19 protein-coding genes are annotated in these 25,141 nt (G+C 58.4%); 13 read left to right on the top strand and 6 right to left on the bottom strand.

Annotated features, from left to right (window positions below):
• Together rpsU and MUN80_RS01410 are read right to left on the bottom strand one after the other, a co-directional pair.
• Positions 1-195 carry a 30S ribosomal protein S21 gene (gene rpsU / locus MUN80_RS01415; protein WP_100337199.1) on the bottom strand — a complete coding sequence of 65 codons (195 nt, stop codon included), beginning with the start codon at positions 193-195 and terminating at the stop codon, positions 1-3.
• 93 nt (positions 196-288) lie between these two features.
• Positions 289-1,428, bottom strand: a complete 1,140-nt coding sequence (locus MUN80_RS01410) for an acyl-CoA dehydrogenase family protein (RefSeq protein WP_244718641.1) — start codon at positions 1,426-1,428, stop codon at positions 289-291.
• A gap of 233 nt (positions 1,429-1,661) precedes the next feature.
• Between MUN80_RS01410 and MUN80_RS01405 the strand changes: the two genes are divergently transcribed.
• The 9 genes from MUN80_RS01405 (at position 1,662) to MUN80_RS01365 (ending at position 12,664) form a co-directional block, all read left to right on the top strand.
• Positions 1,662-2,591 (top strand): polysaccharide biosynthesis/export family protein, encoded by a 930-nt coding sequence (locus MUN80_RS01405; protein WP_244718639.1) that lies wholly within the window; start codon positions 1,662-1,664, stop codon positions 2,589-2,591.
• Between the two features lie 70 nt (positions 2,592-2,661).
• A complete protein-coding gene (locus tag MUN80_RS01400; protein WP_244718637.1) occupies positions 2,662-5,127 on the top strand; it encodes a GumC family protein in 2,466 nt (821 codons plus the stop codon).
• Positions 5,128-5,148: 21 nt separating this feature from the next.
• Positions 5,149-5,919, top strand: coding sequence for a tyrosine-protein phosphatase (locus tag MUN80_RS01395; RefSeq protein ID WP_244718634.1), 771 nt, complete (start codon positions 5,149-5,151; stop codon positions 5,917-5,919).
• Between the two features lie 54 nt (positions 5,920-5,973).
• Positions 5,974-6,993 (top strand): NAD-dependent epimerase/dehydratase family protein, encoded by a 1,020-nt coding sequence (locus MUN80_RS01390; protein ID WP_244718631.1) that lies wholly within the window; start codon positions 5,974-5,976, stop codon positions 6,991-6,993.
• Between the two features lie 88 nt (positions 6,994-7,081).
• On the top strand, positions 7,082-8,479 hold the full coding sequence (locus MUN80_RS01385; RefSeq protein WP_244718628.1) for a tetratricopeptide repeat protein: 1,398 nt from the start codon (positions 7,082-7,084) through the stop codon (positions 8,477-8,479).
• Positions 8,480-8,660: 181 nt separating this feature from the next.
• Positions 8,661-9,491 carry a phosphosulfolactate synthase gene (locus MUN80_RS01380; protein ID WP_244718625.1) on the top strand — a complete coding sequence of 277 codons (831 nt, stop codon included), beginning with the start codon at positions 8,661-8,663 and terminating at the stop codon, positions 9,489-9,491.
• Between the two features lie 193 nt (positions 9,492-9,684).
• Entirely contained in the window at positions 9,685-11,019 is a 1,335-nt protein-coding gene (locus tag MUN80_RS01375; RefSeq protein ID WP_244718623.1) for a PQQ-dependent sugar dehydrogenase, read from the top strand.
• A gap of 126 nt (positions 11,020-11,145) precedes the next feature.
• Positions 11,146-11,820, top strand: a complete 675-nt coding sequence (locus MUN80_RS01370) for a DedA family protein (protein ID WP_244718621.1) — start codon at positions 11,146-11,148, stop codon at positions 11,818-11,820.
• 97 nt (positions 11,821-11,917) lie between these two features.
• Positions 11,918-12,664, top strand: a complete 747-nt coding sequence (locus MUN80_RS01365) for a shikimate dehydrogenase family protein (RefSeq protein ID WP_244718619.1) — start codon at positions 11,918-11,920, stop codon at positions 12,662-12,664.
• A 53-nt stretch (positions 12,665-12,717) separates the two neighbouring features.
• Here MUN80_RS01365 and MUN80_RS01360 read toward each other — a convergent pair whose 3' ends face one another.
• From MUN80_RS01360 to wrbA, 3 genes are all read right to left on the bottom strand, one after another.
• On the bottom strand, positions 12,718-15,249 hold the full coding sequence (locus MUN80_RS01360) for a TonB-dependent receptor (protein WP_244718617.1): 2,532 nt from the start codon (positions 15,247-15,249) through the stop codon (positions 12,718-12,720).
• 212 nt (positions 15,250-15,461) lie between these two features.
• On the bottom strand, positions 15,462-18,047 hold the full coding sequence (locus tag MUN80_RS01355) for a TonB-dependent receptor domain-containing protein (RefSeq protein ID WP_244718615.1): 2,586 nt from the start codon (positions 18,045-18,047) through the stop codon (positions 15,462-15,464).
• A 447-nt stretch (positions 18,048-18,494) separates the two neighbouring features.
• Positions 18,495-19,109, bottom strand: a complete 615-nt coding sequence (wrbA, locus tag MUN80_RS01350) for an NAD(P)H:quinone oxidoreductase (protein ID WP_244718613.1) — start codon at positions 19,107-19,109, stop codon at positions 18,495-18,497.
• Between the two features lie 350 nt (positions 19,110-19,459).
• Here wrbA and MUN80_RS01345 point away from each other — a divergent pair, with 350 nt between their 5' ends.
• The 4 genes from MUN80_RS01345 (at position 19,460) to uvrB (ending at position 24,329) form a co-directional block, all read left to right on the top strand.
• Positions 19,460-20,137: an RNA polymerase sigma factor gene (locus MUN80_RS01345; RefSeq protein WP_244718611.1), complete on the top strand. Its 678-nt coding sequence runs from the start codon at positions 19,460-19,462 to the stop codon at positions 20,135-20,137.
• Positions 20,118-21,734: a hypothetical protein gene (locus MUN80_RS01340; RefSeq protein WP_244718608.1), complete on the top strand. Its 1,617-nt coding sequence runs from the start codon at positions 20,118-20,120 to the stop codon at positions 21,732-21,734. The genes MUN80_RS01345 and MUN80_RS01340 overlap by 20 nt, the downstream gene beginning before the upstream one ends.
• Before the next feature lie 39 nt (positions 21,735-21,773).
• Complete coding sequence (locus tag MUN80_RS01335) at positions 21,774-22,166, top strand: DUF6970 domain-containing protein (protein WP_244718605.1); 393 nt, start codon at positions 21,774-21,776, stop codon at positions 22,164-22,166.
• A 129-nt stretch (positions 22,167-22,295) separates the two neighbouring features.
• The gene (gene uvrB, locus MUN80_RS01330) at positions 22,296-24,329 is read left to right on the top strand and encodes an excinuclease ABC subunit UvrB (protein WP_244718603.1); all 2,034 of its coding nucleotides are present in this window, start codon (positions 22,296-22,298) and stop codon (positions 24,327-24,329) included.
• Between the two features lie 147 nt (positions 24,330-24,476).
• Here the strand turns inward: uvrB and MUN80_RS01325 are convergent, their stop codons facing one another.
• On the bottom strand, positions 24,477-25,022 hold the full coding sequence (locus tag MUN80_RS01325) for an inorganic diphosphatase (RefSeq protein ID WP_244718600.1): 546 nt from the start codon (positions 25,020-25,022) through the stop codon (positions 24,477-24,479).
• Positions 25,023-25,141 lie beyond the last annotated feature (119 nt).

The raw sequence follows: 25,141 nt of genomic DNA, 5'->3' as shown, positions 1-25,141 counted from the left end.
CTAGTAGTTGTCGGTAGCGTACATCGTCTGCTTGTACACGGCCTTCTCCTTCTGCTTACGCTTGGTAACCGAAGGCTTCTGGAAGAACGTGCGACGACGCAGCTCCTTCAGAACGCCGGTGCGCTCAAACTTCTTCTTAAAACGCTTCAAGGCACGGTCAACAGACTCGTTATCCTTAATCTGGACGATGATCATATGCTCAGTTGGAATGAAAAACTTTCTTCTTTAGGGGTCGCAAAGATAACAGGCTCTTTCTTACCGTGCAAGCCCTAATCGAGTTGCGGGGTTTTACTTCAGCAAAGTGCGGGCAATTACCAGCTTCTGAATCTCCGAGGTGCCCTCGCCGATGGTGCACAGCTTGGAGTCGCGGTAGTACTTCTCGGCCGGGTAATCCTTGGTGTAGCCGTAGCCGCCGAAGATCTGTACGCCTTCGTTGGCGGTGCGCACGCACACTTCCGAAGCGTAGAGCTTGGCCATGGCCGACTCCTGGTTCACGTTCAGGCCGCGGTCCTTCATGTCAGCTGCGCGGTAGGTGAGCAGGGAAGCCGCCTCAATTTCGGTAGCCATATCGGCCAGCTTAAAGGAAATGCCCTGGAAGTTGGAAATCGGCTGGTTGAACTGGTGGCGCTCCTGCGAGTAGCGCAAAGCCGCTTCGAAGGCACCCTGGGCAATACCCAAGGACAAAGCGGCAATGGAAATCCGGCCGCCGTCGAGCACCTTCATCGACTGGATGAAGCCTTCGCCGACTTCACCCAGAATGTTGGCCTTGGGCACGCGGCAGTCGGTGAAGATCAGCTCGGTGGTTTCCGAGGCGCGCATACCCAGCTTGTCGGCTTTCAGACCGTGAGTAAAGCCTTCGGTAGGCTTCTCAATCACGAAGGCCGTCATGCCGTGGGAGTCGCCGACTTCGCCAGTGCGGGCAATGACGACGGCAATGTTGCCACTCTTGCCGTGGGTGATAAAGTTCTTGGCGCCGTTGAGCACGTAGTAGTCACCGTCTTCTACGGCCACGGTGCGCATGTTGCCGGCGTCAGAACCAGTGTTGGGCTCGGTCAGGCCCCAGGCACCAATCCACTCGGCCGAGGCCAGCTTGGGCAGCCACTTGTGTTTCTGCTCTTCCGAGCCAAACTGCAGAATATGGCCGGTGCAAAGTGAGTTGTGGGCCGCCATGCTCAGCCCGATGCTGGGGTCAATCTTGGAGAGTTCGGCAATAGCCGTAACATACTCGACGTAGCCAAAACCAGCGCCGCCGTACTCCTGAGGTACCAGCACGCCCATCAGGCCCAGCTCACCGAGCTTCTTAAACACCTCGACGGGGAACTCCTGACTTTCATCCCACTTCATCATATCGGGTTTGATGTGGGTTGCGCCGAAGTCGCGCACCATTTGGGCAATCATTGTTTGATTTTCGGTGGCTACAAGTTCCATGAAAAGAGCGGTTGGGTGGGGAAGGTTTGGGTATAACCAGAATGGTCTGGTTTAGGGTTCGCGAAAGTACGCTTTTAGCCGTAGAGAAGCCAGCTTAACCCGGCCGCCCCGCCTTCCGATTTTGAAAGGGCGTGCCAATTCGGTTACTTTGAAGGTTTTTTAGGGAAAAATATACCTGGTTAAACAGGTAGCTCCCATCGCCTTCGAACCAAACCGTGGCTTTATCAGCCTGCATGCAACAACCCGCTTTTCACCGCCTTCTGCGCCTCTGGCTGCTGTGCGTGCCTTTTGCCGTACTATTTTCTTCCTGCACCACAGGCCGCTACTACCGGCAGAACATCATGTTTCGCACGCCCACCGGGGAAGGTGTCGACACCATGAAGCTGCGCTCTTTGGTGGGGCGTACCAGTCGTAACTACCTGATTCAGCCCAACGACTACCTCGAAGTTCGGGTGTATACCAACAAGGGCGAAAGAATTCTGGACCCCAACGGTGAACTGCAGTTCGGCAATCCGAGCCCGGCGAGTACTACTACGGCTACCCCAGTGCCTACAGGGCGGGGAGCGGTAAGCGGTAACCGGGGCGGCAACGCGCAAAGCGCGCAAGTGTCGGGAAACCAGTTTCTGGTGCAGGCCAACGGCATGGTCAATCTGCCCATGGTGAACCTAGTGAAAGTCAACGGCCTGACCCTGCTCGAAACCGACAGCCTGCTCAAAACCAAGTACGACGTATTCTACAAAGACTCGTACGTATCGACCCGGGTGACCAACAACCGCATCGTGGTGCTGGGAGCGCCGGGTGGGCAGGTTATTCCGATGACGAATGACAATATGAACCTGCTGGAAGTGTTGGCTGCTTCCGGAGGACTGGATGCCGGAGGCTTTGGCGGCGGCACTTCCGGCAACCGTGGCCGGGCCTACAACATCCGGCTGATCCGCGGCGATTTGCGCAATCCACAGGTGCAGGTTATCGACTTGTCCACGATTGAGGGAATGCGCCGGGCCAACCTGCAGGTGGAGCCCAACGACGTAGTGTACATCGAACCTGTGCGCCGGCCTTTCTTTGAGGCACTTTCTGATGCCGGATCCGTGTTTGGTCTGATAGGTGGGTTGGCAGGAATCTTGACATCCTACGTTTTAGTGAGGGATCTAATCAATAAGTAGCAAGGAGCTTCGGCCCCCTCAGCTCTGGAGGTAGGCCCTGCTGGCTCTAAGACTAACTTGTAACGACGGAATGGCAGTAAACGAAAACGCTGAACTGGAAGAACTTATTCGCAGTGCCGGCGGCGCCGAACCCAATGCGGTGGAAGACGAAGGTGGGGGGCTGGACCTAACCACTTTACTGCTGGTAGCACGCCGCAGCATTATCTGGATCATCCTGCTTATTGCGCTGGGCCTGTCCGCTTCGTGGTTGTTGCTGCGCTATACCAAGCCCGTCTATAAATCCTCGTCGCTGCTCAAAATCGATGAGAAAACAGAGGCCGGCATTCTGGGTCTGGACGGTCCGGTAGGCCAGGCCGTGGGGAGCAGCAATGTCAACAAGCTCTCAGGCGAGGTAGAGTTGATTAAGTCCAACATTATCTATCAGAGGCTCAAGGATTCCCTGGAGCTCAACGTAAACTATTACGTGGAGGGCACCGTGCTGGAAACCGAGCTGTACGGCATCTCGCCCTTTCAGGTAGAGTACAAAATCAAGGACCCGAACTTCTTCAATTCCAAGTTTAGTCTCAACTTCACCGGCGGGCAGCAGTTTCGTTTGTCCTACCTGTATCTGGGCCAGGAGCGCAGCGGCACCTATACGCTGGGGCAGCCCGTGGCAGTGCCCGGCATGGAATTGCTGGTTACGGCCACGCCCCTGCTGACTGAGGAAGCCCGTGAAAAGAATTACCACTTCGTCATCAACGACGACGGGGCAGTAAATAATTATCTGAACACCAATCTGAGCGTCGACATCATTAATCCCGACGCCAATACGATTCAGATTGCCTTTACCGACTTCAACCCGGCCAAGGCGCGGGACATCGTCAACAAGATTGACACGGTGTACCTGCAGGAAAAGTTAGCCAAAAAGCAGGAAGCCACGGCTCAGACGCTGCAGTTCCTGGATAAGACGCTGACCGAGAACCAGCAGAAGCTGCAGAGTGCGGAAGAAAACCTGCAGGCTTTCGTGCGGCAGAACAAGACGTACGACGTTAAAACAGAAGTTGCTACCATTACCGAAAAGCTGGCCGAGCAGGAAGAAGCCCGGCTAAAGCTGGTGGAAAAGGCCCGCTTGCTGGGCGAAATTACCCAGCTGGTAGAGCAAGACCGCCTGACCCAAAGCGAAAACGCTACCCTGGAGCAAAGCATCCCGGGTATTGGCGCTATCGAAGATGCCCAGCTGACCCAGCAACTAGGTGAGCTCAACGCCCTACAGTGGAACCTGCGCCGCCTGCTGCGTTCTTACAACGAAACCACCGAAGCCGTAAAGCAGCAGCAGGCCCAGCTGGCGTACGTGAAAAACAACATCCGCCGCCTGCTCCAGCAAAACCGCCGTCTGCTGCAGACCCAAATTGACCGGATGAACCAGCAGCGTGACCAGTTCAATGCCGAGCTGCAAACCCTGCCCCAGAAAGAAACCGAGCTGGCCCGCCTGAAACGTCCGTTTGAGCTCTACGAGAAGTCGTACCTGATGCTGATGGACAAGAAGGTGGAGTTCAGCATTGCCAAGGCGGGGACCACGCCCGACTTCCAGATTCTGTCGCCGGCCAGCATGCCGAGTGCGCCCATCTCGCCTGTGCGGACCATGATTTACGCCATCGGCCTGGCCGGTGGTATTGCCCTGGGACTGGCCCTGATTGCGGTGCGCTACTTCATGCACAACACCGTTACCAACGTGCGGGAGCTGGAGCGTTCCACTTCCGCATCGGTGTTGGGCGTGATTCCCACGTACGACAAGGAAAAGATGACCGTGTCGAAGCTGGTGGTAGACAAGAACCCCAAGTCGGCTATTTCGGAGTCGATCCGCTCGATTCGTACCAACCTGGACTTTATCAGCTCGGCCAAGAAAAAGCGGCTGATTTCGGTAACGTCCACTATTTCCGGGGAGGGTAAAACCTTCGTAACGGTAAACCTGGGCGGTATTATTGCCCTTTCCGAACAGCGCGTGGTGATTCTGGACCTGGATATGCGCAAGCCCAAGGTAAACTTGGCTTTCGGGGCCGATAACGTGAAGGGCGTCAGCACTATTCTGATTGAAAAGCACACGATTCAGGAGTGCATTCAGCATACCAGTATTCCCTCGCTGGACTTTATTTCGGCCGGGCCCACGCCGCCCAACCCATCAGAGCTGATTCTGAGCGCCAAGTTTGACGAGATGCTCGAGGAGCTTTACCAACACTACGACGTGATTCTGATTGACACGCCGCCGGTAGGCCTCGTAACGGATGGTATTCTGATTATGCGCAAAGCCGATATTCCGATTTATATCGTGCGGGCCAACTATTCGAAGAAGGCCTTCCTGAAAAACGTCAACAAGCTGATTCGGGCCAATAACTTCACCCGGATGTGCGCCATTCTCAACGACTCGACGGCTAGCGGCCTGTACGGCTACGGTTATGGCTACGGCTATGGCTACGGCTACGGCTATGGGCAGGGCTACTATGAAGAAACCCGCCCTGTCGTAGGGCTCTTCTCGCGCCTACGCAAGCGCTTCACCTAACCGCAGCTGATTCCTTCGCGCATGGCGTCTTTCTTTCAGCGGCTTTTTGGCAGTTCTTCCGCTTCGGCCGCTGCCCCGGCGGCTACTTTGGCGGCGCTGGAAGTCGACATGCACTCCCACGTGCTGCCTGGCCTCGACGACGGTGCCGAAACTGTGGAGCAGTCGGTGGAACTGCTGCGGGCCCTGCGGGAGCTAGGCTACCGCAAGTTGATTATGACGCCCCACATCATGGGCGACTTTTACAAGAACACCCCTACGGGAGTGCGGGCGGCGCTTCAGCAACTGCAGAATGCGGCTACGGCAGCTGGCATTACGGACGTGGCCCTGGAGTGCGCCGCTGAGTACTACCTGGATGAGTGGCTGCAGCAGAAAATTGACAGCGGAGAACCGCTGCTCAGCTTCGGGGGCGACAAAAAGTACCTGCTCTTCGAAACTTCCTACATCAACGAGCCCTTCAACTTCTCCGAAACGGTGTTCAACCTGAAGTCGGCAGGCTACCAGCCGGTGCTGGCTCATCCCGAGCGGTACACCTACTTCTACGGCCGCTTTGACGAGCTGGCCAAGGTGCGGGAGAATGGCGTACTGCTGCAGCTCAACCTAAACTCGTTAGCGGGTTATTACTCGGCTGGGGCCAAGCGGGTGGCGGAAAAGCTCATTGATGCAGGTCTGGTAGACTTGGTCGGCACGGATGCCCACAACGTGAAGCACACCGACACGCTGCTGCGTAAGGTGCTGCCGACACCTTACCTACAAAAAGTACTGGCTCTGCCGCTGCTGAATAACTCCTTGTAACAACGCCGTAGAATAGCGTTGTTTAAGGCCATTGTCTAAACTGATCCTGGGAAAATGGTTTTCGTTACCGGTGGCAGCGGCCTGATTGGCAGTTTTCTGATTTCGGCCCTGCTAGAGCAAGGGTACCAGGTTCGGGCGCTGTTTCGCCAGCAGGTGCCGGCCATTGCCGGGGCTGGGCAGGTAGAGTGGGTGGAAGGCGACGTGCGCGACATTCTGGCCCTGCGCAATGCCCTGGACGGTGTGACGCACGTGTTTCACTGCGCCGGACTGGTATCATACGCCCCGCAGGACGAAGATGCCCTGCAGCAGATCAATGTGGAAGGTACGGCCAATGTGGTGGATGCCTGCCTGGACCGGCCTGGTATCCGGTTGTGCCACGTCTCGTCGGTGGCGGCGCTGGGCGGCGGGGCCGCGGCCGCCGAGCAGGAGCCGGGCCGCACCCAGCAACTGACCGAAGATGCCAAGTGGGATTTGGGCGCGGCCTACGCTGCTTATGCTACCTCGAAGTATCTGGGCGAGCTGGAAGTGTGGCGCGGGGTGGCCGAAGGCTTATCGGCCGTAATCGTAAACCCGTCGGTAGTGCTGGGGCCCGCCGACTGGGAGCGCAGCAGTACCCGTTTGTTCCGGTACGCGTATAATGAGCATGCCTTTTATACTCCCGGCAGTGTTAATTTTGTGGACGTGCGGGATGTGGTGGAAGCCATGTTGCGGCTGACGTTTAATCCCAAGATTTTGGCGGAACGCTTTATCCTCAATGCCGGGGCTGTGCCCCTGCAGGAGTTCCTGGCTCAGGCGGCGGCCTGTTTTGGCAAGAAGGCTCCGCGCATTGCCGTACCCGACTGGGCCGCCGAAGTTATCTGGCGCGCCGAGCATGCCCGTTCTGTGCTGACCGGGGCTCGCCCGCTGATAACCAAAGATACGGCCCGGGCCGGCCGCAAACCGGTGGTGTACCACAGCCAAAAGGTGCAGCAAGCTACCGGAATGACGTTCCGGACGCTGGCCGAAACGGTATCCTGGTGCTGCCAGGGGCTCCAAAAGAACTCCGCTGCCTCCGGTGCGGTTGTTGTATATTAGGCTGGTGACCGGCCGCCATCAGTCACTGGTAAAATTAGTCGCAAAGCCTGCCTTTTTGGCGTCTTTGCGTTGCTTGTAGAGAATGAGAATGAATGAGAATTTTGAGGACCAGGAGCAAGTGCTGGACACCGTACGCCGTTTCGAGCGGATGGTAGCCAACAACGAGCCCGTGTTTTTTGACCTGGCCGATTTCGAAAGTATTATCGACCACTATACTTCCAGTACCCAGTACGATAAAGCGCTGCAGGCCTGTGAAGCGGCCATTGCGCAGTATCCATTTTCCACTGAGCTGCTCATCGACCGGGCCCAGGTGCTGGCCATGAAAGGCGAATACACCCAGGCTGCCCAGCAGATTGAGGCGGTGGCCGAGCTGGACCCGACCAACCCCGATGTGGCCGTAACCCGTGGCATTATTGCCACGCAGAAAGGTGACTTTGCCCAGGCTGTGGACTTCTTTAAGGCCGCCGTCGAAAATGCAACTGACCGCGACGATATCTACTTCAACCTAGGCCTGGCCTACCAGAGCTGGCAGAAGTTTAAGAGTGCGGCCAAGTATTACAAGCAGAGTCTGCGGCTAAACCCCGACAACGACATTGCCGTGCAGGAGCTGCTCTACTGCCTCGAAATTTCGGAGCGCCTGGAGAAAAACCTGGACTTTTTCCGTGGCTTTACCGACGAGGACCCATACTCGACCACGGCTTGGTACAACCTGGGGCAGGCCTATTTCCGGCTCGGCAACTTCGAGGAGGCCGTGGCGGCTTTCGAGTACGCCATCTTGATTGACAATAAATTCTACGACGCCCACGGTTTTCTGGCCAGTGCTTACGTGGGGCAGGAAAAGTACCGGGAGGCCATTACCGAGTTTCACCTCAGCTACGAGGAAGGCAAGCCTACGCCCGAAGCCCTGTGCAACATCGGGGAGTGCCACGAAAAGCTGAGCGAATGGGACGCGGCCCGCAAAAACTACCAGCACGCCATCGACCTCGACCAGACTATGGACGAGGCCTGGTTTGGCATCGGCATTGTGCTGACGGCCCAGGAGCGGTGGTTTGAGGCCATTCATTTTTTCCGCAAAGCCGTGGCCCTCTACGACGAAAGCGCCGAGTACTGGATGGCCCTGGCTGCCGCTGAGTACCAGGTGGGAGCTGTGGTAAGTGCCCTGGAGTGCTACGACAAAGCCACCCAGGTAGCCCCCGACAACAAGGACGCCTGGCTGAACTGGAGCATTATCCTCTACGAGCAGGGCAACTTCGACGAGGCTATTGACCTGATGCGCAATGCCGTGGAAATTCAGCCCGGCGAGGCCGAACTGCACTACCGCCTGTGCGCATATCTATTGGCGGCGGGCCGTTACCGGGAGGCGTACCAGTATCTGGAAAATGCGCTGGTGCTGGATTTCGACAAGCACCGCCTGTTGTTTGAGTACTTCCCCGAGCTGGAATCGCAGCGCGCTCTGGCCCGCCTGATTGACCAGTACCGCAAGTAACTTTTCATGGCTTCGGCTGCAAGGTCCGGGCTGCTTGGCAACACCTGCCAGCGGCCCGGACCTTTTGCCTGTAAGAGCGGTTACAGAATTCGGGCGTACTTTTGGCGCGGCCTCCGGAGCCTCTCGGGCTTCGAGCGGGCGGCAACGTGTTTTCTAGACCTTAAGATCCAAGTCTCAACGCATGAATTACAGCCTCAACAACCTCCCCGAACGCACCAGCAAGCCCCGTGAACAAGGCTACACGATGGTTATGGACAAGGGCCTCAGCATCCGCGAAGTAGAAAACTTCCTCGAAGTGGGCGGCGAGTATACCGACATCGTGAAGCTGGGCTGGGCCACTTCCTACGTGGTGCCCAATCTGCGCAAGAAGCTGGACGCCTACAAGGCAGCCGGTATTCCGGTGTATTTCGGCGGAACGCTGTTCGAGGCTTTCATTATCCGCAACCAGTTCGACGACTACCGCCGCCTGCTGGCCGAGTTTGACATGGAGTATGCCGAGGTGTCTGACGGCTCCATCGACCTCAAGCACGACCGCAAGCTGGAATACATCCGCACCCTGGCCCAGGATGTGAAGGTGCTCAGCGAAGTAGGCTCCAAGGATGCGGAGAAAATCATTCCGCCCTACAAGTGGATTTCGCAGATGAAAACCGAGCTCGAAGCCGGGGCCATCAAGGTTATCGGCGAGGCCCGGGAGGCTGGCAACGTGGGCTTGTTCCGCAGCACCGGCGAGGTACGCTCGGGTCTGGTAGAAGAAATCCTGACCCAGATTCCGTTCGAGAAAATCCTGTGGGAAGCCCCGCAGAAAGCCCAGCAGGTATGGTTTATCAAGTTGCTCGGGGCCAACGTCAACCTGGGCAACATTGCTCCGAACGAAGTAGTGTCGCTGGAAACCATTCGCCTGGGTCTGCGCGGCGACACATTCACCCACTTCCTCGATATGGACGCCGTAGACGAGGATTTCAAGCCTGAAAAGCCTACCGGCAAGCCCGGCACCTCCATGCCCCGCGGCTAAGCGCCGTCGAATTCTAAATTCATGAAAAGGCTGTCCTGCTCCGGGGCGGCCTTTTTTGTTGCTCTGCGGGTTTTGGCGCTGGAGAGGGGAGAAGTGGGTCGTGGATTTGGGGGCTGGTAGCTGACAACGAAAAAAGCTCAACAACCAACTTGCGCAAAGCCAGTAAAAAGCAGAACCATATGTCATCTGCTTTATGAAAAAAATGTCGTTTTACGTTCCGCTGCTGGCCGCTGTAGCTGCTTGCGGTGGCCCTAGCAAGGAAGAAAAAGCCCAGGCCCAGGCCGATACGCCGGCCGATACTGTGGCCACGGCCGCCGCGCCCGTCGATTTGCCCGAGCCCTACGCCAGCAAGTCCGTCACCAAGCGCAGCAAGGTTATCGGCTGGCCCGCCGGCCGCACCCCGACCGTTCCGGGTGGCTTCACCATCACCGAGTACGCGGGCAACTTCAACAGTCCGCGCTGGGCTTACGTGACGCCTAACGGCGACGTGCTGGTGGCCGAATCCAACACAATACCGACTACGGTTAAGAAGAAAGTAGCCGCCGCCCTGGACTTGGATCCGTCGAAGTCGCTGAAACCAACCAGCGCCAACCGCATCACGCTGCTGCGCGACACCAACAAGGACGGCAAACCCGATGTGCGCGAAACCTTTCTGGCCGACCTCAACCAACCCTTGGGCATGCTGGTGCTAGGTGATTATTTCTACGTGGCTAACACCGACGGCGTGCTGCGCTACGCCTACAAGCCTGGCCAAACCAAGATTACTGGTCCTGGTCAGAAGATTCTGGACCTGCCCGCCGGTGGCTACAACAACCACTGGACCCGCAACCTGCTGGCCTCGGCCGACGGCTCCAAAATCTACGTATCGGTAGGTTCGGGCTCCAACGTGGGGGAAAATGGCATGGAGAACGAAAAGCGCCGCGCCAATATTCTTGAAATCAATCCGGATGGCTCTGGAGAGCGGATTTATGCCGCTGGCCTGCGCAACCCCGTGGGCATGGACTGGGCTCCCGGCACCAACACGCTCTGGACGGCCGTCAACGAGCGGGATGAGCTGGGCGACGAGTTGGTGCCCGATTACCTGACTAGCGTGAAGCAAGGGGCCTTCTACGGCTGGCCCTACGCGTACTTCGGCGCGCACGAAGACCCCCGCCGCAAAGGCGAAGCGCCCGAGTTGGTGCAGAAAACGGTGGTGCCCGATGTGCCGCTGGGCCCGCACACAGCCTCGCTGGGCCTGGCCTTCTACGACCAGAAAGGCTTTCCGGCCAAGTACCAGAACGGCGCCTTCATCGGGCAGCACGGCTCCTGGAACCGCTCTGCTTTCTCGGGCTATAAAGTGGTATTCGTGCCCTTCCAAAATGGACGACCGAGTGGAAAAATGGAAGATTTTGCCACCGGCTTTATTGCCAACGAGGAAGGCAAAGAAGTATACGGCCGGCCCGTGGGCGTAACAGTGATGCCCGACGGGGCAATCCTCATTACCGACGATGCCGGCAACAAGGTATGGCGGGTAAGTGCCGCTATATAAGCGGCCAGGCACCAGAATTATTCCGGGCAAATTCTGCCAACAGGCTGCCACTTTCCCGGCAGCCTGTTTTCTTTGTAGGATATTTCCCGGTTACGACCCAGTCATTCTTCTCACTTACTTCCTTGCATGGAGCTGATTAAGCATTTCCTCGACATCATTCTGCACCTCGATGTGCACCTTAAGCTGCTCGTAGGTGAGTACGGCAACCTGATTTACCTGATTCTGTTCCTGATTATCTTCACCGAAACCGGCGTGGTGGTGCTGCCCTTCCTGCCCGGCGACTCGCTGCTGTTCGTGGCCGGGACGCTGGCCGCCCAGCCCGTAGCCGCCGGCTCGCCCGATACGCTGCTGAACATCTTCTACCTGATTCCGCTGCTCATTGCCGCCGCTTTCCTCGGCGACAACCTCAACTACTTCGTCGGGGACTACCTCGGGCCGCGGGTGTTCCGGGAGGATTTCCGCTTTCTGAAGCGCAAGTACCTGGAGCAAACCCAGGAATTTTATGCCAAGCACGGCGGCAAAACCATCATCATGGCCCGCTTTATTCCCATCGTGCGCACGTTTGCTCCGTTTGTGGCCGGCGTGGGCACCATGAAGTACAGCTTCTTCATCGGCTACAGTATTGCCGGGGCCCTGCTCTGGGTTATTTCGCTCACCCTGGCCGGCTTCTTCCTGGGCAACATTCCGTGGGTGCAGCACAATTTCACCTACGTCATTTACGGCATCATCCTGTTCTCGATTCTGCCGCCCGCTATTCAGTTCCTCAAGGAGAAAATGCGGGGCAGTTCGGCTGCCGCGTAAGCTGACCAGTTGGATTTATTTTTTCGAAACCGCCCCAACCAGTATGGTTTGGGGCGGTTTTCTTTGTTTTTTCGGGACGCTATTCTCTTCTGATCCTATGCGCCAGTTTGGACTTATCGGCTTAAAGCTCGAACACTCTTTCTCCCAGACGTACTTCTCCCAGAAGTTTGAAACCCTGGGCCTGGACGATTGCCAGTACAATTTGTTCGAGCTGGGCAGCATCAAAGACCTGCTGCAGCTGTGCGACCAGCAGCCTGACTTGCAAGGCCTCAACGTCACGATTCCCTTCAAGGAGCAAGTGTGGCCTTACCTGGATGAAGTGGCACCCTCGGCGGCCCGCATCGGGGCCGTAAACGTCATTGAGTTTACGGCCGACGGCCGACGCGTGGGCCACAACACCGACTATATTGGTTTCCGCGACTCCCTGCGCCGGTTTTACCCAGTCCGTGGTGACGAGGCCGGAGCCCTGGTGCTGGGTACCGGCGGCTCATCGAAGGCGGTGGAAGCGGCCCTGCGCGAGCTGGGTATCCGCTACTGGCTAGTTTCGCGCAACCCCCTGGCCCAGGGCCTGACTTACGCCGACCTGACGCCGGCCATTGTTGCCGCCCATTCCCTGATTATCAACACCACGCCACTGGGTACTTTCCCCAACATGGACGAGTGCCCCCCGATTCCGTACCAGCAGCTCACGGCCCAGCATTACCTCTACGACCTGATTTACAACCCCAGCGAAACGCTCTTTATGGCCAAAGGTGCCGAGCAGGGCGCTCAAACCAAAAACGGCTTCGAAATGCTTTGCCTCCAAGCCGAAGAGTCCTGGCGAATCTGGAACCAGCAAAGCTGAAAAGAGTGACTGGGGAGGTGTGAAGGAGTAAGGGCTCCACAACGTGCCCCTACTCACCCTCCGCCTTTGCTGCTGCCCTGCTTAGAGTCATCGTTCTGGATGGTGCGGCGCTGACGGCCCCCGCCGGTGTCCACTTTGCCAAAGCGGTAGTTGAATGACAGGCGAAAGTTGCGGCGGTATTGGTAGAACGAGTTGCTGGATGTGAATTGGTCGGTGGTGGTGCGGTTGACAAAGGCCAAGCCCGGGGTCAGAAAGTTGCTGGCGTTGAGCGTCAGGTCCATCTTCTCGTTGAGAAACGTGCGCTTTATACCCGCCACGTAGTAGTAGCCTCCGGAGTTGCGGGTTTGCAGTTGCACGTCGCCGGTCCAGACGCCACCAAAAGCCTGAGCGGTGTACACCTTGGCGAATTTGTAGGACGTGTTCAGGTTGATAAAGGCGTTGAGCCGGGCGCTGGTGCGCTGCAGGGAAGCGCTGTAGATGCGGGTGTAGGTGGGCTCCACATTGGTGCTCAGGTTGAGGGCCGCAGTGGGCTTGAGCGAGCCAAACAGGCTGATGCCATAGCTGGTGCTGGTAGCAATGTTGGCGAAGGTGGTTTCAGTCCGGGCCAGGGCCGTGTTGTAGTTGTTTACCTCGTCGATGGCGTTGCCGGTGCGGCGCACGAAGGCCGAGGCATTCAGAGAGCTTTTCTCGCCGAAAGTGCTGTAACTCAACTCCAGTGCGTCGGTAGTTTCCGGCGACAAGCTTGGGTTGCCAAAGCGGATGGCATTAGCCGTAACCTGATTGACGTACGGATTCAGGTAGTAGATCTGGGGGCGCTGAATGCGGCGGGAGTAGCTCAGGCGCAGGGTCTGGCCAGGCTTTTTGAGGTTGCGGCTGACGTTCAGGTTGGGCAGCACGTTGAGGTAGCTGTTTTTGAAGCGGCTGTCCTGGCTGGAAAACTCGCCCGCAATGGCCGTATGCTCCAGGCGGGCGCCCAGGCTGAAAGAGTACTTTTTCCCGGCCGAGAAGTTGTAGGTAGCGTAGGCGGCCAGCACATTCTGACGGTAGTCGAAGGCGTTGGAGCGGCCGGCACTGCGCACGAAATCGGGCTGACGGCTGAGCAGCACCGTGTCGAGGCTGTAGTCGCTGCTGACTTGGCGACGGATGGTCTTAGCGCCTATTTCCACCGTGCTGCTGTCGGGCATAGGTTGGGTGTAGTCGGTCTGGATGGTCGTTTCCAGGTTTTTGGCCAGGTTGAAGCTTCGCTCCCGGTATTCAAGCGGACCGGCTAGCACCTCGGCGGCGCGGTACTGGTCGAGCGAGTAGTTCTGGTCGTTGCGGTTGCGGGTGTGCTGGGCCAGTATGCTCCACTCGCGCCGGGGCTGGGCCTCGCCGAAGGTGCGGGTATAGCCGGCGTTCAGGTCGTAGTTTCGTCCCTCATAGCTCTGGGTGATGTCGCGAGAGTAAAGGGTGTCGCGTAGGCGCTGACCAGGGAGCAGGATGAGGGGGCTGCGAAAATCCTGATATTGGTTGAACAACGATTGAGGCGAACTACTGCGGTAGAGGTTGCCGTTGCCGCTGAGCGTGAAGCTGTGCAGGGGCGAGGGGTCGTAGGTCAGTTCCAGCTGCCCGTAGCCGCCGCTGCCCTGGTTGCGGGAGTTGCCCACCTGATTGAGTTGGCCCTGCACGCCCGTGGGGCCCGTAGGACTGGTCACAAAATCAGTGCGGGTGTCGGTAGAGCGGAAAGGATAGAGGTTGCGGAAGCCGCTGAGCTTGGTGTTGACGCCTACCTTGCCCCGCTTCACGTTCAGGGAGCTGTTCAGGTTCTGGTTGCGGTTACCGATGCTGCTGCCCACGCTGCCATTGGTCCCCTGCAGGCTGTTTTTCTTCAACACAATGTTGATAACCCCACCCGAACCTTCCGCGTCATACTTCGCCGAAGGCGCCGTGACCACCTCAATAGCCTTAATCTGGTCGGCCGGAATCTGCTTGAGAGCCTCGGCCAGGTTGCCCGCCAGCATGGCTGAGGGCTTGTTGTTAATCAGAATCCGCACGTTGGAGGTGCCACGCAGCTGCACGTTGCCGTCGGCGTCCACGTTCACCATTGGGGTTTTGCGCAGAATGTCGGAGGCGGTGCTGCCAGCTTTGGTAGCGTCCTGGTCTGCGTTATAGATCAGACGGTCGGGGCGGGTTTCTACGATGGGCCGCTCGCCGGTCACGGTTACCTCGCCCAGCTTCTGGGCCGTGGCCGTCAGCTCAAGCCGGCCTACGTCGGTTGCCCCAGCGGTTATGGTCACGGGCTCCACGCGCGTGGTGTAGCCCACAAAGCTTACTTGCAGGCGGTAGGAACCGGCCACCAAATCCTTCAGCTCGAAGCGGCCCTGGTCGTCGCCGGAAGCTCCGGTAACAGGTGTCGTGCTCCCAGTCGGTAGTAAGGCAACGGTAGCATATTCGACGGGCTTCTGGGTGGCGGCATCCACCACGCGGCCGGTAAGACGGCCCGTCCCTTTCGCGGCAGTTGTGGTGGATGAAGCGGGGTTCTGGGCCCGCACAGTGGCTGGAACTGCCAGCGCCAGGAGGACAGCAAGGGTACAAAAATGCTTCATGCAGGCAATCAGATACGTAAATGGATAATCGATAAAGCAGATAAAAGCGACCCATAGGGGCTTGATGCAGCAAAACGCTGGATTGTAGTAAATATTGCCGCCGCCTAATAGAAGGAATTCCGCCGGCCCGCCCCGGCAGTTTGGACCACTGTCCACACCGCAGGAGCCGGCCGGCGAAAACCTTACAACTTCACAAGCTTACAATTCCACCCTTACTGCTGTCCCTGGCCTTGGCCGCCTTCACCCTGTTTGACATCGTCGTTCTGGATGCCTTTGCGACGCTTCTGGGGCTGAGTTGACACTTTGCCAAAGCGGTAATTAAAGGCCAGGCGCACGCCGCGCAGGTAGATGTAGTTGTTGCTTTCCTGCCGGAACTGCTCGGTATCGAGCGTCGACTTCAGGTTGCGGGTGGCCTGCAGAAAGTTGTCGGCGTTCAGGGTCAGGTCGGCTTTGTCCTTGAGCAGGTTTTTGCGCAGGCCCAGCGAATAGAACGTCCAGGCGGCTTGCTTGCCCTGAAGCTGCACGCGGGGCGAGTTCAGGCCGCCGTAGCCCTGAATGCTCAGACCCTTTTCGAATTTGTAGCTGGTGTTGATGTTGATGCTGTACATCACCCCGTCGTTGGAGTAGGCTGCCGTATTTACGGCGCCCTCGCGCAGGCTCAGGGCCGGGCTCTTCAACGAGACGTAGTACACGTTTACGTTGCCGCTGACATCCCACTTCGGCACCGGCTTTATCGAGCTGAAAAGGCTGACGCCATAGGTAGCGTTGCGTCCGATGTTGGCGAAGGTCTGGTTGTTGATGCCGTTCTGGATAAAGCGGACACTTTCAATGGCATTGTTCGTACGCCGCATGTAGGCCGACATATTCAGCACCGAGCCTTTGATGAAGGTGGTATAGTTCAGCTCGTAGCTGTCGGTCAGCTCCCGCTCCAGCTTGGGGTTGCCGTAGCTGACGTTGAGCGTGTCGGAGGTGTTGCGGAAGGGGTTGAGGTAGAAAATCTGGGGGCGCTGAATCCGTTTCGAGTACGCCAGCCGCAGCGACTGTCCGGGCTTCTTGGGATTATTCGGCTGGAAGCTCAAACTCACGTTCGGCAGCACGTTGAAGTAGTCCTGCGACACGCCCGAATTTTCGGTCTGCCGCGGCTCGAAGTTGCCCCTGACGCGCGTGTTTTCCACCCGGGCACCCAGCTTGAAGCTCAGCTTTTTGGAGGCCGAAAACCCGTAGGTGCCATAAGCCGACACCACATCCTGGTTGTAGTCGAAAAGGTTGGAGCGGGCCGGGTTGAAGTTCAGCGCCAGCTGGTCGTACACGTCATAGTCGCTGCTGACGCGGCGCAGAATGGCTTTGGCCCCGGTTTCGAGCAGGGCTGTTTCCGAAAATGGGTGGGCGTAGTCGGTCTGAAGCGTGGTTTCCAGGTTGCGGGCCAGATTGTCGCTTTCCTCGCGGTACTGCAGCTCCCCCGACTCGTCGCGGCCGGCGTACTGGTCGAGGCCGTAGTTTTGCGTGTTGCGGTTGCGGGTGTGCTGGGCCAGCACGCTCCATTCGCGGCGCTTCTGCTCGAAGGTGCGGGTGTAAGAGCCACTCAAATCGTAGCTCTGGGTGCGGAATTGCCGGTCGGTGCTACGCGTAAACTGGTTGGCGGCCAGGGCCGGAAACAGCACGTTGTTGAATTGCTGGTAGTCGCCGGAGTTGCGGAACATGCTGCCCTGCAAGCCCAGCGTGAGGTTATGGTACTGCGCCGGGTCGTAGTCGAGGCCCAGCCGGCCGAAGCCGCCGCCGCCGAGCGTGTTGCCGTCGCCATCCTGCTGCAAAGCCAGCGTCTCGGTACCATCCGGGTTTTTCAACGAGCGGGTCAGGTCGTTGCGGTTGGGGCTGTAGAAGCCAAAGCCGCTTACCGAGCTGTTGATGCCCACCTTACCCTTACGGTAGTTGAGCGAGGCATTGCCGTTGGAGCTACGCGTGCCGGCGGCCAACCCTACGCTGCCGTTGGAGCCCTGCATGCTGTTTTTCTTCAGGATGATGTTGATAATACCCCCCGTGCCTTCGGCGTCGTACTTGGCCGAGGGCGTGGTAATCACCTCCACACTCTTGATCTGGTCAGCCGGAATCTGCTTCATGGCATCCGCTACCGACGAGGCCACGATGCCCGAGGGCTTGTTGTTGATGAGCACGCGCACGTTGCTGGTACCGCGCAGCTCCACGTTACCGTCGGGGTCCACGTTTACCAGCGGCACTTTGCGCAGCACGTCGGCCGCGGTGCCACCCGAGTTGGTAATGTCCTTTTCGGCGTTGTAGACAATCCGGTCGGGCTTGGTTTCCACCACGTCCCGCTCGCCGGTCACGGTTACTTCGCCCAGCTTCTGCGCGGCTGAGGTCAACTGCAGCGTATTCAGCTCGGTGGTGCCGTCGGTAATAGTCACGTCTTCAGTGCGGGTTACGTAGCCCACAAAGCTGATTTGCACCCGGTACTGTCCTGGGGCCAGACTCTTAAGGGCAAACCGGCCTTTGTCGTCGCACACGGTCCCATCAATGGGTTGGCTGCCAGTGGCGGGCAATAAGGCCACGGTGGCAAATTCCACCGGCTTCTTGGTGGTAGCGTCCAGCACGGTGCCCGTCAGACGGCCCGTACCGCGGGGCGCCGCCGGAACGGCCAGCGGCTTGGGGGCAGTAGTAGCCGGTGCGCCGGGCACTGGGGGCTGCGCGGGACGGGCAGCCGGAGTACCGGCCGGGGGAGTTGTTTGGGCCCAGGCCGGGGCTGTGAGCAAACTAGTGACCAGAATGGGTAGATAACGTTTCATATACTGCAAGAAGAAGAATGCCAGGAAAGCGGTGCTCGTAGGCCGCTTGTAAAAGGGTAGTCGTAAAGTTCAGCTTCGTCTCAGGGTCGGACTATGCCGCCAAAAGTTGCACCGTAGCCGCCGGTAACCATTCAGTCGACTGGCCTATGAATCGTCCGGAAGGACAACGCATTACAGATTCTAGAAAAAAGCTGCTGGCTTTCCTGCGGATCAGGGAAGGTGGTGCAAACCTAACTCTGGGTTAGTCAATCGTTTCAACTTTCATTACCAACTCCCTGAAAAGCGTGCTCAACTGTTGTTTTAGATCAATGAATCGTACTTCTGCCCCGGCAATAGAGTGGCCGCTGTGGGGCCGGTAGTGCATAAAAAAAGCAGCCACTCCGGAGAGTGGCTGCCGATGGTTGCAGGTCAGTGTGCAGAGAATTAAGCGTCTAATATAGTATTCCCTTAGGAACGAGCTAGTTTCTGCGCAATTTCCGAGGTGTGCCGACCCTGAAAACGGGCTCCTTCCAACTCGTTGGCGCTCGGCTGCCGCTCCCCCTGGCCGCCGGCCACCGTGCTGGCGCCGTAGGGCGTGCCGCCGGTTACTTCCTCGTGGCCCATCTGGCCCTGCCAGGCGTAGGGCAAACCCACAATCACAAAGCCGTGGTGCAGCAGCTCGGTATGGAAGGCCCGGATGGTCGTTTCCTGGCCACCGTGCTGAGTGGCCGTACTCACGAACACCGACCCGACTTTACCCACCAGTGCTCCTTTGGCCCACAAGCCGCCGGTGCTGTCCATGAAGGCTTGCATCTGGCCGCACAGGTTGCCGTAGCGCGTAGGCGTGCCAAAGACGATGTTGTCGTACTCGGTCAGCTCGGTAGGCGTGGCTACCGGAATGTGCTCGAAGGCTTTCTGGGCCTGGGTAGCGCCAATCTGGTCGAGCAGGGCCTGGGGCAGGGTTTCAGGCACGCGCTTTATAACCACTTCATTGCCGGCTACCTCGCGGGCGCCTTCAGCTATGGCTTCCGCCATTTTGTAGATGTGGCCATAGGTGGAATAAAACAGAACAAGGGTCTTCATGGGGTTGGGTTGTGGTAGAACGATGCAGGGGGCTACGGCGGAATTCGGTTGAGGTTGCCATAGTTGAGCTTTTCGCCGCAAAAAAAGACCGGTAACAGAAGTTGGTGACTATCTTTAGCTGAAAATTAAGCAGTTGGTTTACAGGTGTTTTTGATCAGTATTAGGTTTTTTATACGCAACGTGCAACCGCTGCACCCTGGTCTGGCTCATCCTACTACACGACACTAGGTAGTTTTTCCTTCCCGATTCTATCCGCTTCCTATGGTACTATTGGCTACTTACAATTTCCGGTCGCAGCAGTTGCTGCAGAAGCCGGCGCATAACGTGGGCCAGGTGGGCCGCTGCTGCTGATGGGTGCCTTGTCTTCCGCTCTGAGCTCGATGGGTGGGCTGCGGAGCCTGCTGCCCGATGGGCAATCTGCTTCCAAGCCAGCCGCGTCGGCTCCGGTGCGCCACCTTACCCCGCCTTCCGCCATGACCGAGGCCGAGATAATTGACGGGTGCCTGGCTGGCAGCCGGGCTATGCAGAAGCAACTCTACGACCGGTTTGCCGGCAAGATGATGGCCGTGTGCCTGCGCTATGCCCAAACCACGTTTGAGGCCGAGGATGTGCTGCAGGAAGGCTTTATAACCGTATTCAACAACCTGCGTAACTTCCGCCGCGAGTGCCCGCTGGAGTTCTGGATTCGCCGCATTATGGTGAATGCCGCCCTGCGCCAGCACCGCCGCAACGCCCCGCTGGTGGCCGTCAGCGAAGGAGAATATCCGGAAGAGTTGGCTGGGGAGGAATTTACGCTCTCCAACTACGCTTTCGAAGAAATGCTGGCCATGGTCCAGGAACTGGCGCCGCGCTACCGCATGGTGTTCAACCTGTTTGCCATCGAAGGCTACGGCCACAAGGAAATCGGGGAGCTGATGGGCATTTCCGAGGGCACCAGCAAATCACAGTACGCCCGGGCCCGGGCGATTTTGAAGACCAAATTAGAGCGCCTCGAAGCGCATCGTTCCAATGGTACCTACCGCAAATAACCATACGCCCACCCCGGAACCCACCGGCGACTTGGAGCAGCTGTTTCGGCAGAAGCTGGGCGAAGCTGAGGTAGCGCCCCGCATGAACCTGTGGGAACAAATTGACCACGAATTGCTGGTGCAGCAGAACGAAACCTTCCGTCGCCGCCTAGTGTGGCACCGGTGGGTAGCAGCGGCCTGTATTCTGCTGTTTCTGGGTGCCGGCAGCTGGCTGACTATGCGCCAGTCGGACCGGGCTACGCTGGCGGGCGCCGTAGCCTCCGCCCCGGCTGCTTCAGCCAAACAACATGCTGCAAATACGGCAGCTGATGCTCCGGCTGGCACTGCTAACCCCACGTCAGACCTGTATTTAGGAGAAGCTGCGGCAGCTAGCCTTGCCGCCATGATTGCTGGGCCCACGGAAGCGGACATGGCCTCGGGTGGCTCCTTGCAAACCCTGCAGCCTGGCGCCACCGCAACGGCTGCCCCTACGGCGCGTGGTGCTGACCGCAGCGCCAATGTTCTGCGGGGTTCTGGTGCTGTTTCGGGCGCTTACGGCTCGGCATCTTCGCTGTCCTACGACGGGGTTGCTACTACTACGGCCGGCTCATTCTATGACCGGATAGTGGCAGCGGCACGCCCAGTGGGGGCTGGCGGTGCAACCTGGCTGACGGCGTTGAATAGTCAAAAGGTTGCTTTGGCAGGCCTGACCGGTAACAGCCGTCCCGATACGCTGAAGCCAGCCCTGCCCAGTGCGCCTACTATGATGGCCGCCCAACTGCCCGCTGCTTTACAAGAAGAAACCAAACCGGAGGCTGCCGCCCGCCCCAAGCGTTGGCGTCTGATGGGGGGCTACGCCGCTTCGGCCTACAACCCGAACATGAGCTTTGCTGCTACGCCAGCCGCCGTGACCTATGCTAATAGTGTAAATGGTTCGGTAGCAGCGGCCCGTACTGCTAGTACGTATGAGCAGGCGGCCCATGAGTATCGGCAATACCTGCGGCCCGGCTTTGCCCAGCGTGTGGCCCTGACGGCGAGTTACGCCGCTTCGAAACACCTAACGGTAAGCGCCGGGCTGGCCGTAGCTGAGCAGCGTGCTACCTCCCAGACCTCCTACTACTTCCTCGACGGCAAAATGCCCGTTGTAGAAGCTCGCGCGGCCAGCCGGCCCTCGACGAATGACTTCCTGACGCCGCCTCAGCCGGTAAAGGTGCGCACGGCCCAGTATCGGTACCGTACGGCAGGTATTCCGGTGAGCGTACGCTACGGCTCGGCCAAGCCCGGCTGGTCACTTTATGCTAAAGTGGGAGCCGCCGTCAATGTGCTCTTCAACACGCGTTCTGAGCTGGAAGGCGTGCCCGAAGCCACCACTTCCTACACACTCAAGTCAGTTAACTCGCCCTACCGCAAAGTTCAGGGCTCGGTCAACACGGGCGGCGGGGTGCGCTACCAGCCCGGCGCAGCAAGCTGGAGCGTCGCCGTAGGGCCTACGGCCGAAGCCGGCCTCTCAACGCTCAATACCGATGCGGTGCGCAGCAACTATCAGGCTCGACCCTACGCTGTGGGCCTGGAGGCTAGCGTGGAGTTTGGTAGCAAGGCGGCTGTGGTAGTACGCTAACAAAAAACTGCTTTATCTCACCTCATTCTACCTTATGCAATGAAGTCTTTACTGTTTTTACTTAGTGTCTGGGGCTGCCTGGGTATGGTTCAGTGCCAGAAGGAAACCGTGGCACCCGAGTCCCAAGCCACTACTGATACGGCCGCAAGCTGCGTGGATGCCCGGGCCCAGCCACTAATTGATGCATTACTCCAGTCCCCCAAAGGCAACCCGGCCGGCGAAGTATGGCGCTACACCTGGGAGGGCCGGACTGTGTTCCTGGTAAAGCCAACCCATCCCGATGGCTACACGAAAGTGTATGACCTCAACGACAACCAGCTACGCTACGTCGGGGCACCCAGCGGCGGCATTAGCGGCAAGGGCGACGGGAAGTGTGCCAATTTCACTGCTCAGGCCACTGCCGGTTGCCAGCTTTGGCGCGACACCCGCTAAGAATCCGTAGCCTAGTTTTCCAGAAAAACCTGTTCAATTTATCTGAACAGGTTTTTTCGTTTCCGAAGAAACCTACCTTGCGGCAATGGAGTTATCCTAGGCTGTCTTAGCTGTCACCTTTCTGCCTGAATGGACTACCAACTAACCTCCGAATTCAAACCCACCGGCGACCAGCCCAAAGCCATTGCCCAGCTCGTCTCGGGTGTGGAAAGCGGGGAGCCAGCCCAGGTGCTGCTTGGCGCCACGGGTACCGGCAAAACCTTCACGGTGGCCAACGTAGTGGCCCAGACGGGCAAGCCCACGCTGGTGCTGTGCCACAACAAAACCCTGGCGGCCCAGCTCTACGGCGAGTTCAAGTCGTTTTTCCCGAACAACGCCGTTGAGTACTACATCAGCTACTACGACTACTACCAGCCCGAGGCCTATATTGCCAGCACCGACGTCTTTATTGAAAAGGACCTGGCCATTAACGAGGAAATCGAGAAGCTGCGGCTGCACTGCACCTCCACGCTGCTCAGCGGCCGGCGCGACGTCATCGTGGTGGCGTCGGTGTCGTGTATCTACGGCATCGGCAACCCCGAGGAGTTCAGCAAAAACGTTATTTACCTGGCTCCGGGCTTGAAATACTCGCGCAACAACCTGCTCTATCAGTTCGTGCAGATTCTGTACTCGCGCACCGAGGTGGAGTTTTCGCGCGGCACCTTCCGGGTGAAGGGCGACACGGTGGATGTGTTTCCGGCCTACGCCGACTATGCCTACCGCATCTACTTTTTCGGTGATGAAATCGAGGCCATCCAGAAGATTGACCCGGTAAGTGGCAAAAAGCTCAGCGACGAGCAAAGCGTGACCTTGTACCCGGCCAACCTTTTCGTGACTGGCAAAGACACGCTCAACCAGGCCATCAAGGAAATCCAGTTCGACATGGTGCAGCAGCACTCCTACTTCGAGAAGGAGGGGCGCGACTCGGAAGCCAAGCGCATCATGGAGCGCACGGAGTTTGACCTGGAAATGATTCGGGAGCTGGGTTACTGCTCGGGCATCGAGAACTATTCCCGCTACTTCGACGGCCGGGAGCCGGGTTCCCGGCCCTTCTGCCTGCTCGACTATTTCCCCGACGACTACCTGCTGGTTATCGACGAAAGCCACGCCACTATTCCGCAGGTGCGGGCCATGTGGGGCGGCGACCGGAGCCGCAAGACGGCCCTGGTAGAGTACGGCTTCCGGTTGCCCTCAGCCATGGACAACCGCCCGCTGACGTTCAACGAGTTTGAAAGCATGTACCGGCAGGCCATCTACGTGTCGGCTACCCCCTCGGACTACGAGCTGACTCAGGCCAACGGCGTGGTAGTAGAGCAGATTATCCGACCCACTGGCCTGCTCGACCCCGAAATCGACGTGCGGCCCAGCGTTAATCAGATTGACGATTTGCTGGATGAAGTCGACAACCGCGTGAAAATGGGCGACCGGGTGCTGGTGACCACGCTCACCAAACGCATGGCCGAGGAGCTGCAAAAATATATGGAGCGCCTGGGCATCAAGTCGCAGTACGTACACTCCGACGTGAAAAGCCTTGACCGGGTGGAAATCCTGCGGCAGCTGCGCCTGGGCGTTATTGATGTGCTTATCGGCGTCAACCTCTTGCGCGAAGGTCTGGACCTGCCCGAAGTAAGTTTGGTAGCTATTCTGGACGCCGATAAGGAAGGCTTCCTGCGCGACCAGCGCAGCCTGATCCAGACTATGGGCCGGGCCGCCCGAAACGACAAGGGCAAGGTGATTATGTACGCCGACCGGATGACGGGTTCCATGCAGCGCGCCATCGACGAGACGAACCGCCGTCGGGCCGTGCAGATGGCTTACAACGAAGAACACGGCATTACGCCGCGGACGGTGAAAAAGTCGCACGACGAAATCATGGGACAGACTTCGCTGTCGGACAAGCGCCGCATCGAGCCGGCCGCTTACGTGGGTCCGGAAACGGATACGATGACCCTGGCCGCCGAGCCGGTTATTGCCATGATGACTAAGCCCGACCTGGAAAAGCTCATCAAGCAAACCGAAAAGCAGATGGAAGCCGCCGCCAAGGACCTCGACTTCCTACAGGCCGCCAAGTTCCGCGACGAGCTGGCCCAATTGCGGCAGATGCTGAAAACCAAGCGGGACTAGCTGCCCTTGTAGCTTACCCACAACCGGCCCCGGTAGTCTCTTGTAGACTGCTGGGGCCGGTTTGTTATAGCATTATGGTGGAAAACGACTGAACTGTTACAGGGCTGCCTGTGTCCGCGGCCCTCCAGCGCACCTGTTTTCTCGACCTTACTGCTCCGACGATTTGCCGAATTCTTTCTGGGCTTTTTCCACCAGCGTATGGGCCCGCTTAGCCCCGGCCCGGCGCACGGGCTGAAATCCGCGTCCGGCCGCTTCATTGTACGACTTAAAGAAATGCTCGATTTCGTGCAGCAGCTGGGGCGTCAGATCGGTGATTTCCCGAATGTGCTGATGCTGGCGGCTGCTGGCCGATACGGCTAGCAGCCGGTCGTTGCGCTCGGTGTGGCCGTCTTCGGTCTGGTCGGCTTCGATGGCACCGATGAGGCGGGCTTCGAGCAAGCAGCCGGCAAACCCGGGAGCATCCATGAGCACCAGCACGTCGAGCGGGTCACCATCGGCGCCCAGGGTGGAGGGAACGAAGCCGAAGTCGTAGGGGAAGCTGCTGCCCTCGGGAAGTGTGCCCTTGAGTTTGAAAAGCTGCGTTTCCGGGTCGTAGGCAAACTTATTGCGGCTGCCCTTGGGCGTTTCGATAACCACGTGCAGGTGGCCCGAAGGCTGGTGCCAGGCGGGCAGGGAAAACAGGGAAGTATTCATCGGCGGCAGATTAGCAGGAGTGCTTAATACTGCCGCCAGTTTAGGAAGTTGTTAGAGCCGAGCTTACCTGAACAGCACCACCCGCACCGTACTGCTAAGGCCAACAAAGCCTGCTTTCG

Origin of the sequence: Hymenobacter cellulosivorans, assembly GCF_022919135.1 — a bacterium.
In the GTDB taxonomy this organism is placed as follows: Bacteria; Bacteroidota; Bacteroidia; order Cytophagales; family Hymenobacteraceae; genus Hymenobacter; species Hymenobacter cellulosivorans.
This window is presented reverse-complemented; position numbering and strand designations above follow the sequence as displayed.

Coding starts and splice junctions, on each gene's coding strand:
- MUN80_RS01370 (WP_244718621.1), top strand. CDS start 11,146: ATGGAGCTGATTAAGCATTTCCTCGACATCATTCTGCACCTCGATGTG.
- MUN80_RS01345 (WP_244718611.1), top strand. CDS start 19,460: ATGGGTGCCTTGTCTTCCGCTCTGAGCTCGATGGGTGGGCTGCGGAGC.
- MUN80_RS01355 (WP_244718615.1), bottom strand. CDS start 18,047: ATGAAACGTTATCTACCCATTCTGGTCACTAGTTTGCTCACAGCCCCG.
- MUN80_RS01395 (WP_244718634.1), top strand. CDS start 5,149: ATGGCGTCTTTCTTTCAGCGGCTTTTTGGCAGTTCTTCCGCTTCGGCC.
- MUN80_RS01390 (WP_244718631.1), top strand. CDS start 5,974: ATGGTTTTCGTTACCGGTGGCAGCGGCCTGATTGGCAGTTTTCTGATT.
- MUN80_RS01385 (WP_244718628.1), top strand. CDS start 7,082: ATGAATGAGAATTTTGAGGACCAGGAGCAAGTGCTGGACACCGTACGC.
- MUN80_RS01400 (WP_244718637.1), top strand. CDS start 2,662: ATGGCAGTAAACGAAAACGCTGAACTGGAAGAACTTATTCGCAGTGCC.
- MUN80_RS01405 (WP_244718639.1), top strand. CDS start 1,662: ATGCAACAACCCGCTTTTCACCGCCTTCTGCGCCTCTGGCTGCTGTGC.
- rpsU (WP_100337199.1), bottom strand. CDS start 195: ATGATCATCGTCCAGATTAAGGATAACGAGTCTGTTGACCGTGCCTTG.
- uvrB (WP_244718603.1), top strand. CDS start 22,296: ATGGACTACCAACTAACCTCCGAATTCAAACCCACCGGCGACCAGCCC.
- MUN80_RS01380 (WP_244718625.1), top strand. CDS start 8,661: ATGAATTACAGCCTCAACAACCTCCCCGAACGCACCAGCAAGCCCCGT.
- MUN80_RS01410 (WP_244718641.1), bottom strand. CDS start 1,428: ATGGAACTTGTAGCCACCGAAAATCAAACAATGATTGCCCAAATGGTG.
- MUN80_RS01360 (WP_244718617.1), bottom strand. CDS start 15,249: ATGAAGCATTTTTGTACCCTTGCTGTCCTCCTGGCGCTGGCAGTTCCA.
- MUN80_RS01365 (WP_244718619.1), top strand. CDS start 11,918: ATGCGCCAGTTTGGACTTATCGGCTTAAAGCTCGAACACTCTTTCTCC.
- MUN80_RS01340 (WP_244718608.1), top strand. CDS start 20,118: ATGGTACCTACCGCAAATAACCATACGCCCACCCCGGAACCCACCGGC.
- MUN80_RS01335 (WP_244718605.1), top strand. CDS start 21,774: ATGAAGTCTTTACTGTTTTTACTTAGTGTCTGGGGCTGCCTGGGTATG.
- wrbA (WP_244718613.1), bottom strand. CDS start 19,109: ATGAAGACCCTTGTTCTGTTTTATTCCACCTATGGCCACATCTACAAA.
- MUN80_RS01375 (WP_244718623.1), top strand. CDS start 9,685: ATGAAAAAAATGTCGTTTTACGTTCCGCTGCTGGCCGCTGTAGCTGCT.
- MUN80_RS01325 (WP_244718600.1), bottom strand. CDS start 25,022: ATGAATACTTCCCTGTTTTCCCTGCCCGCCTGGCACCAGCCTTCGGGC.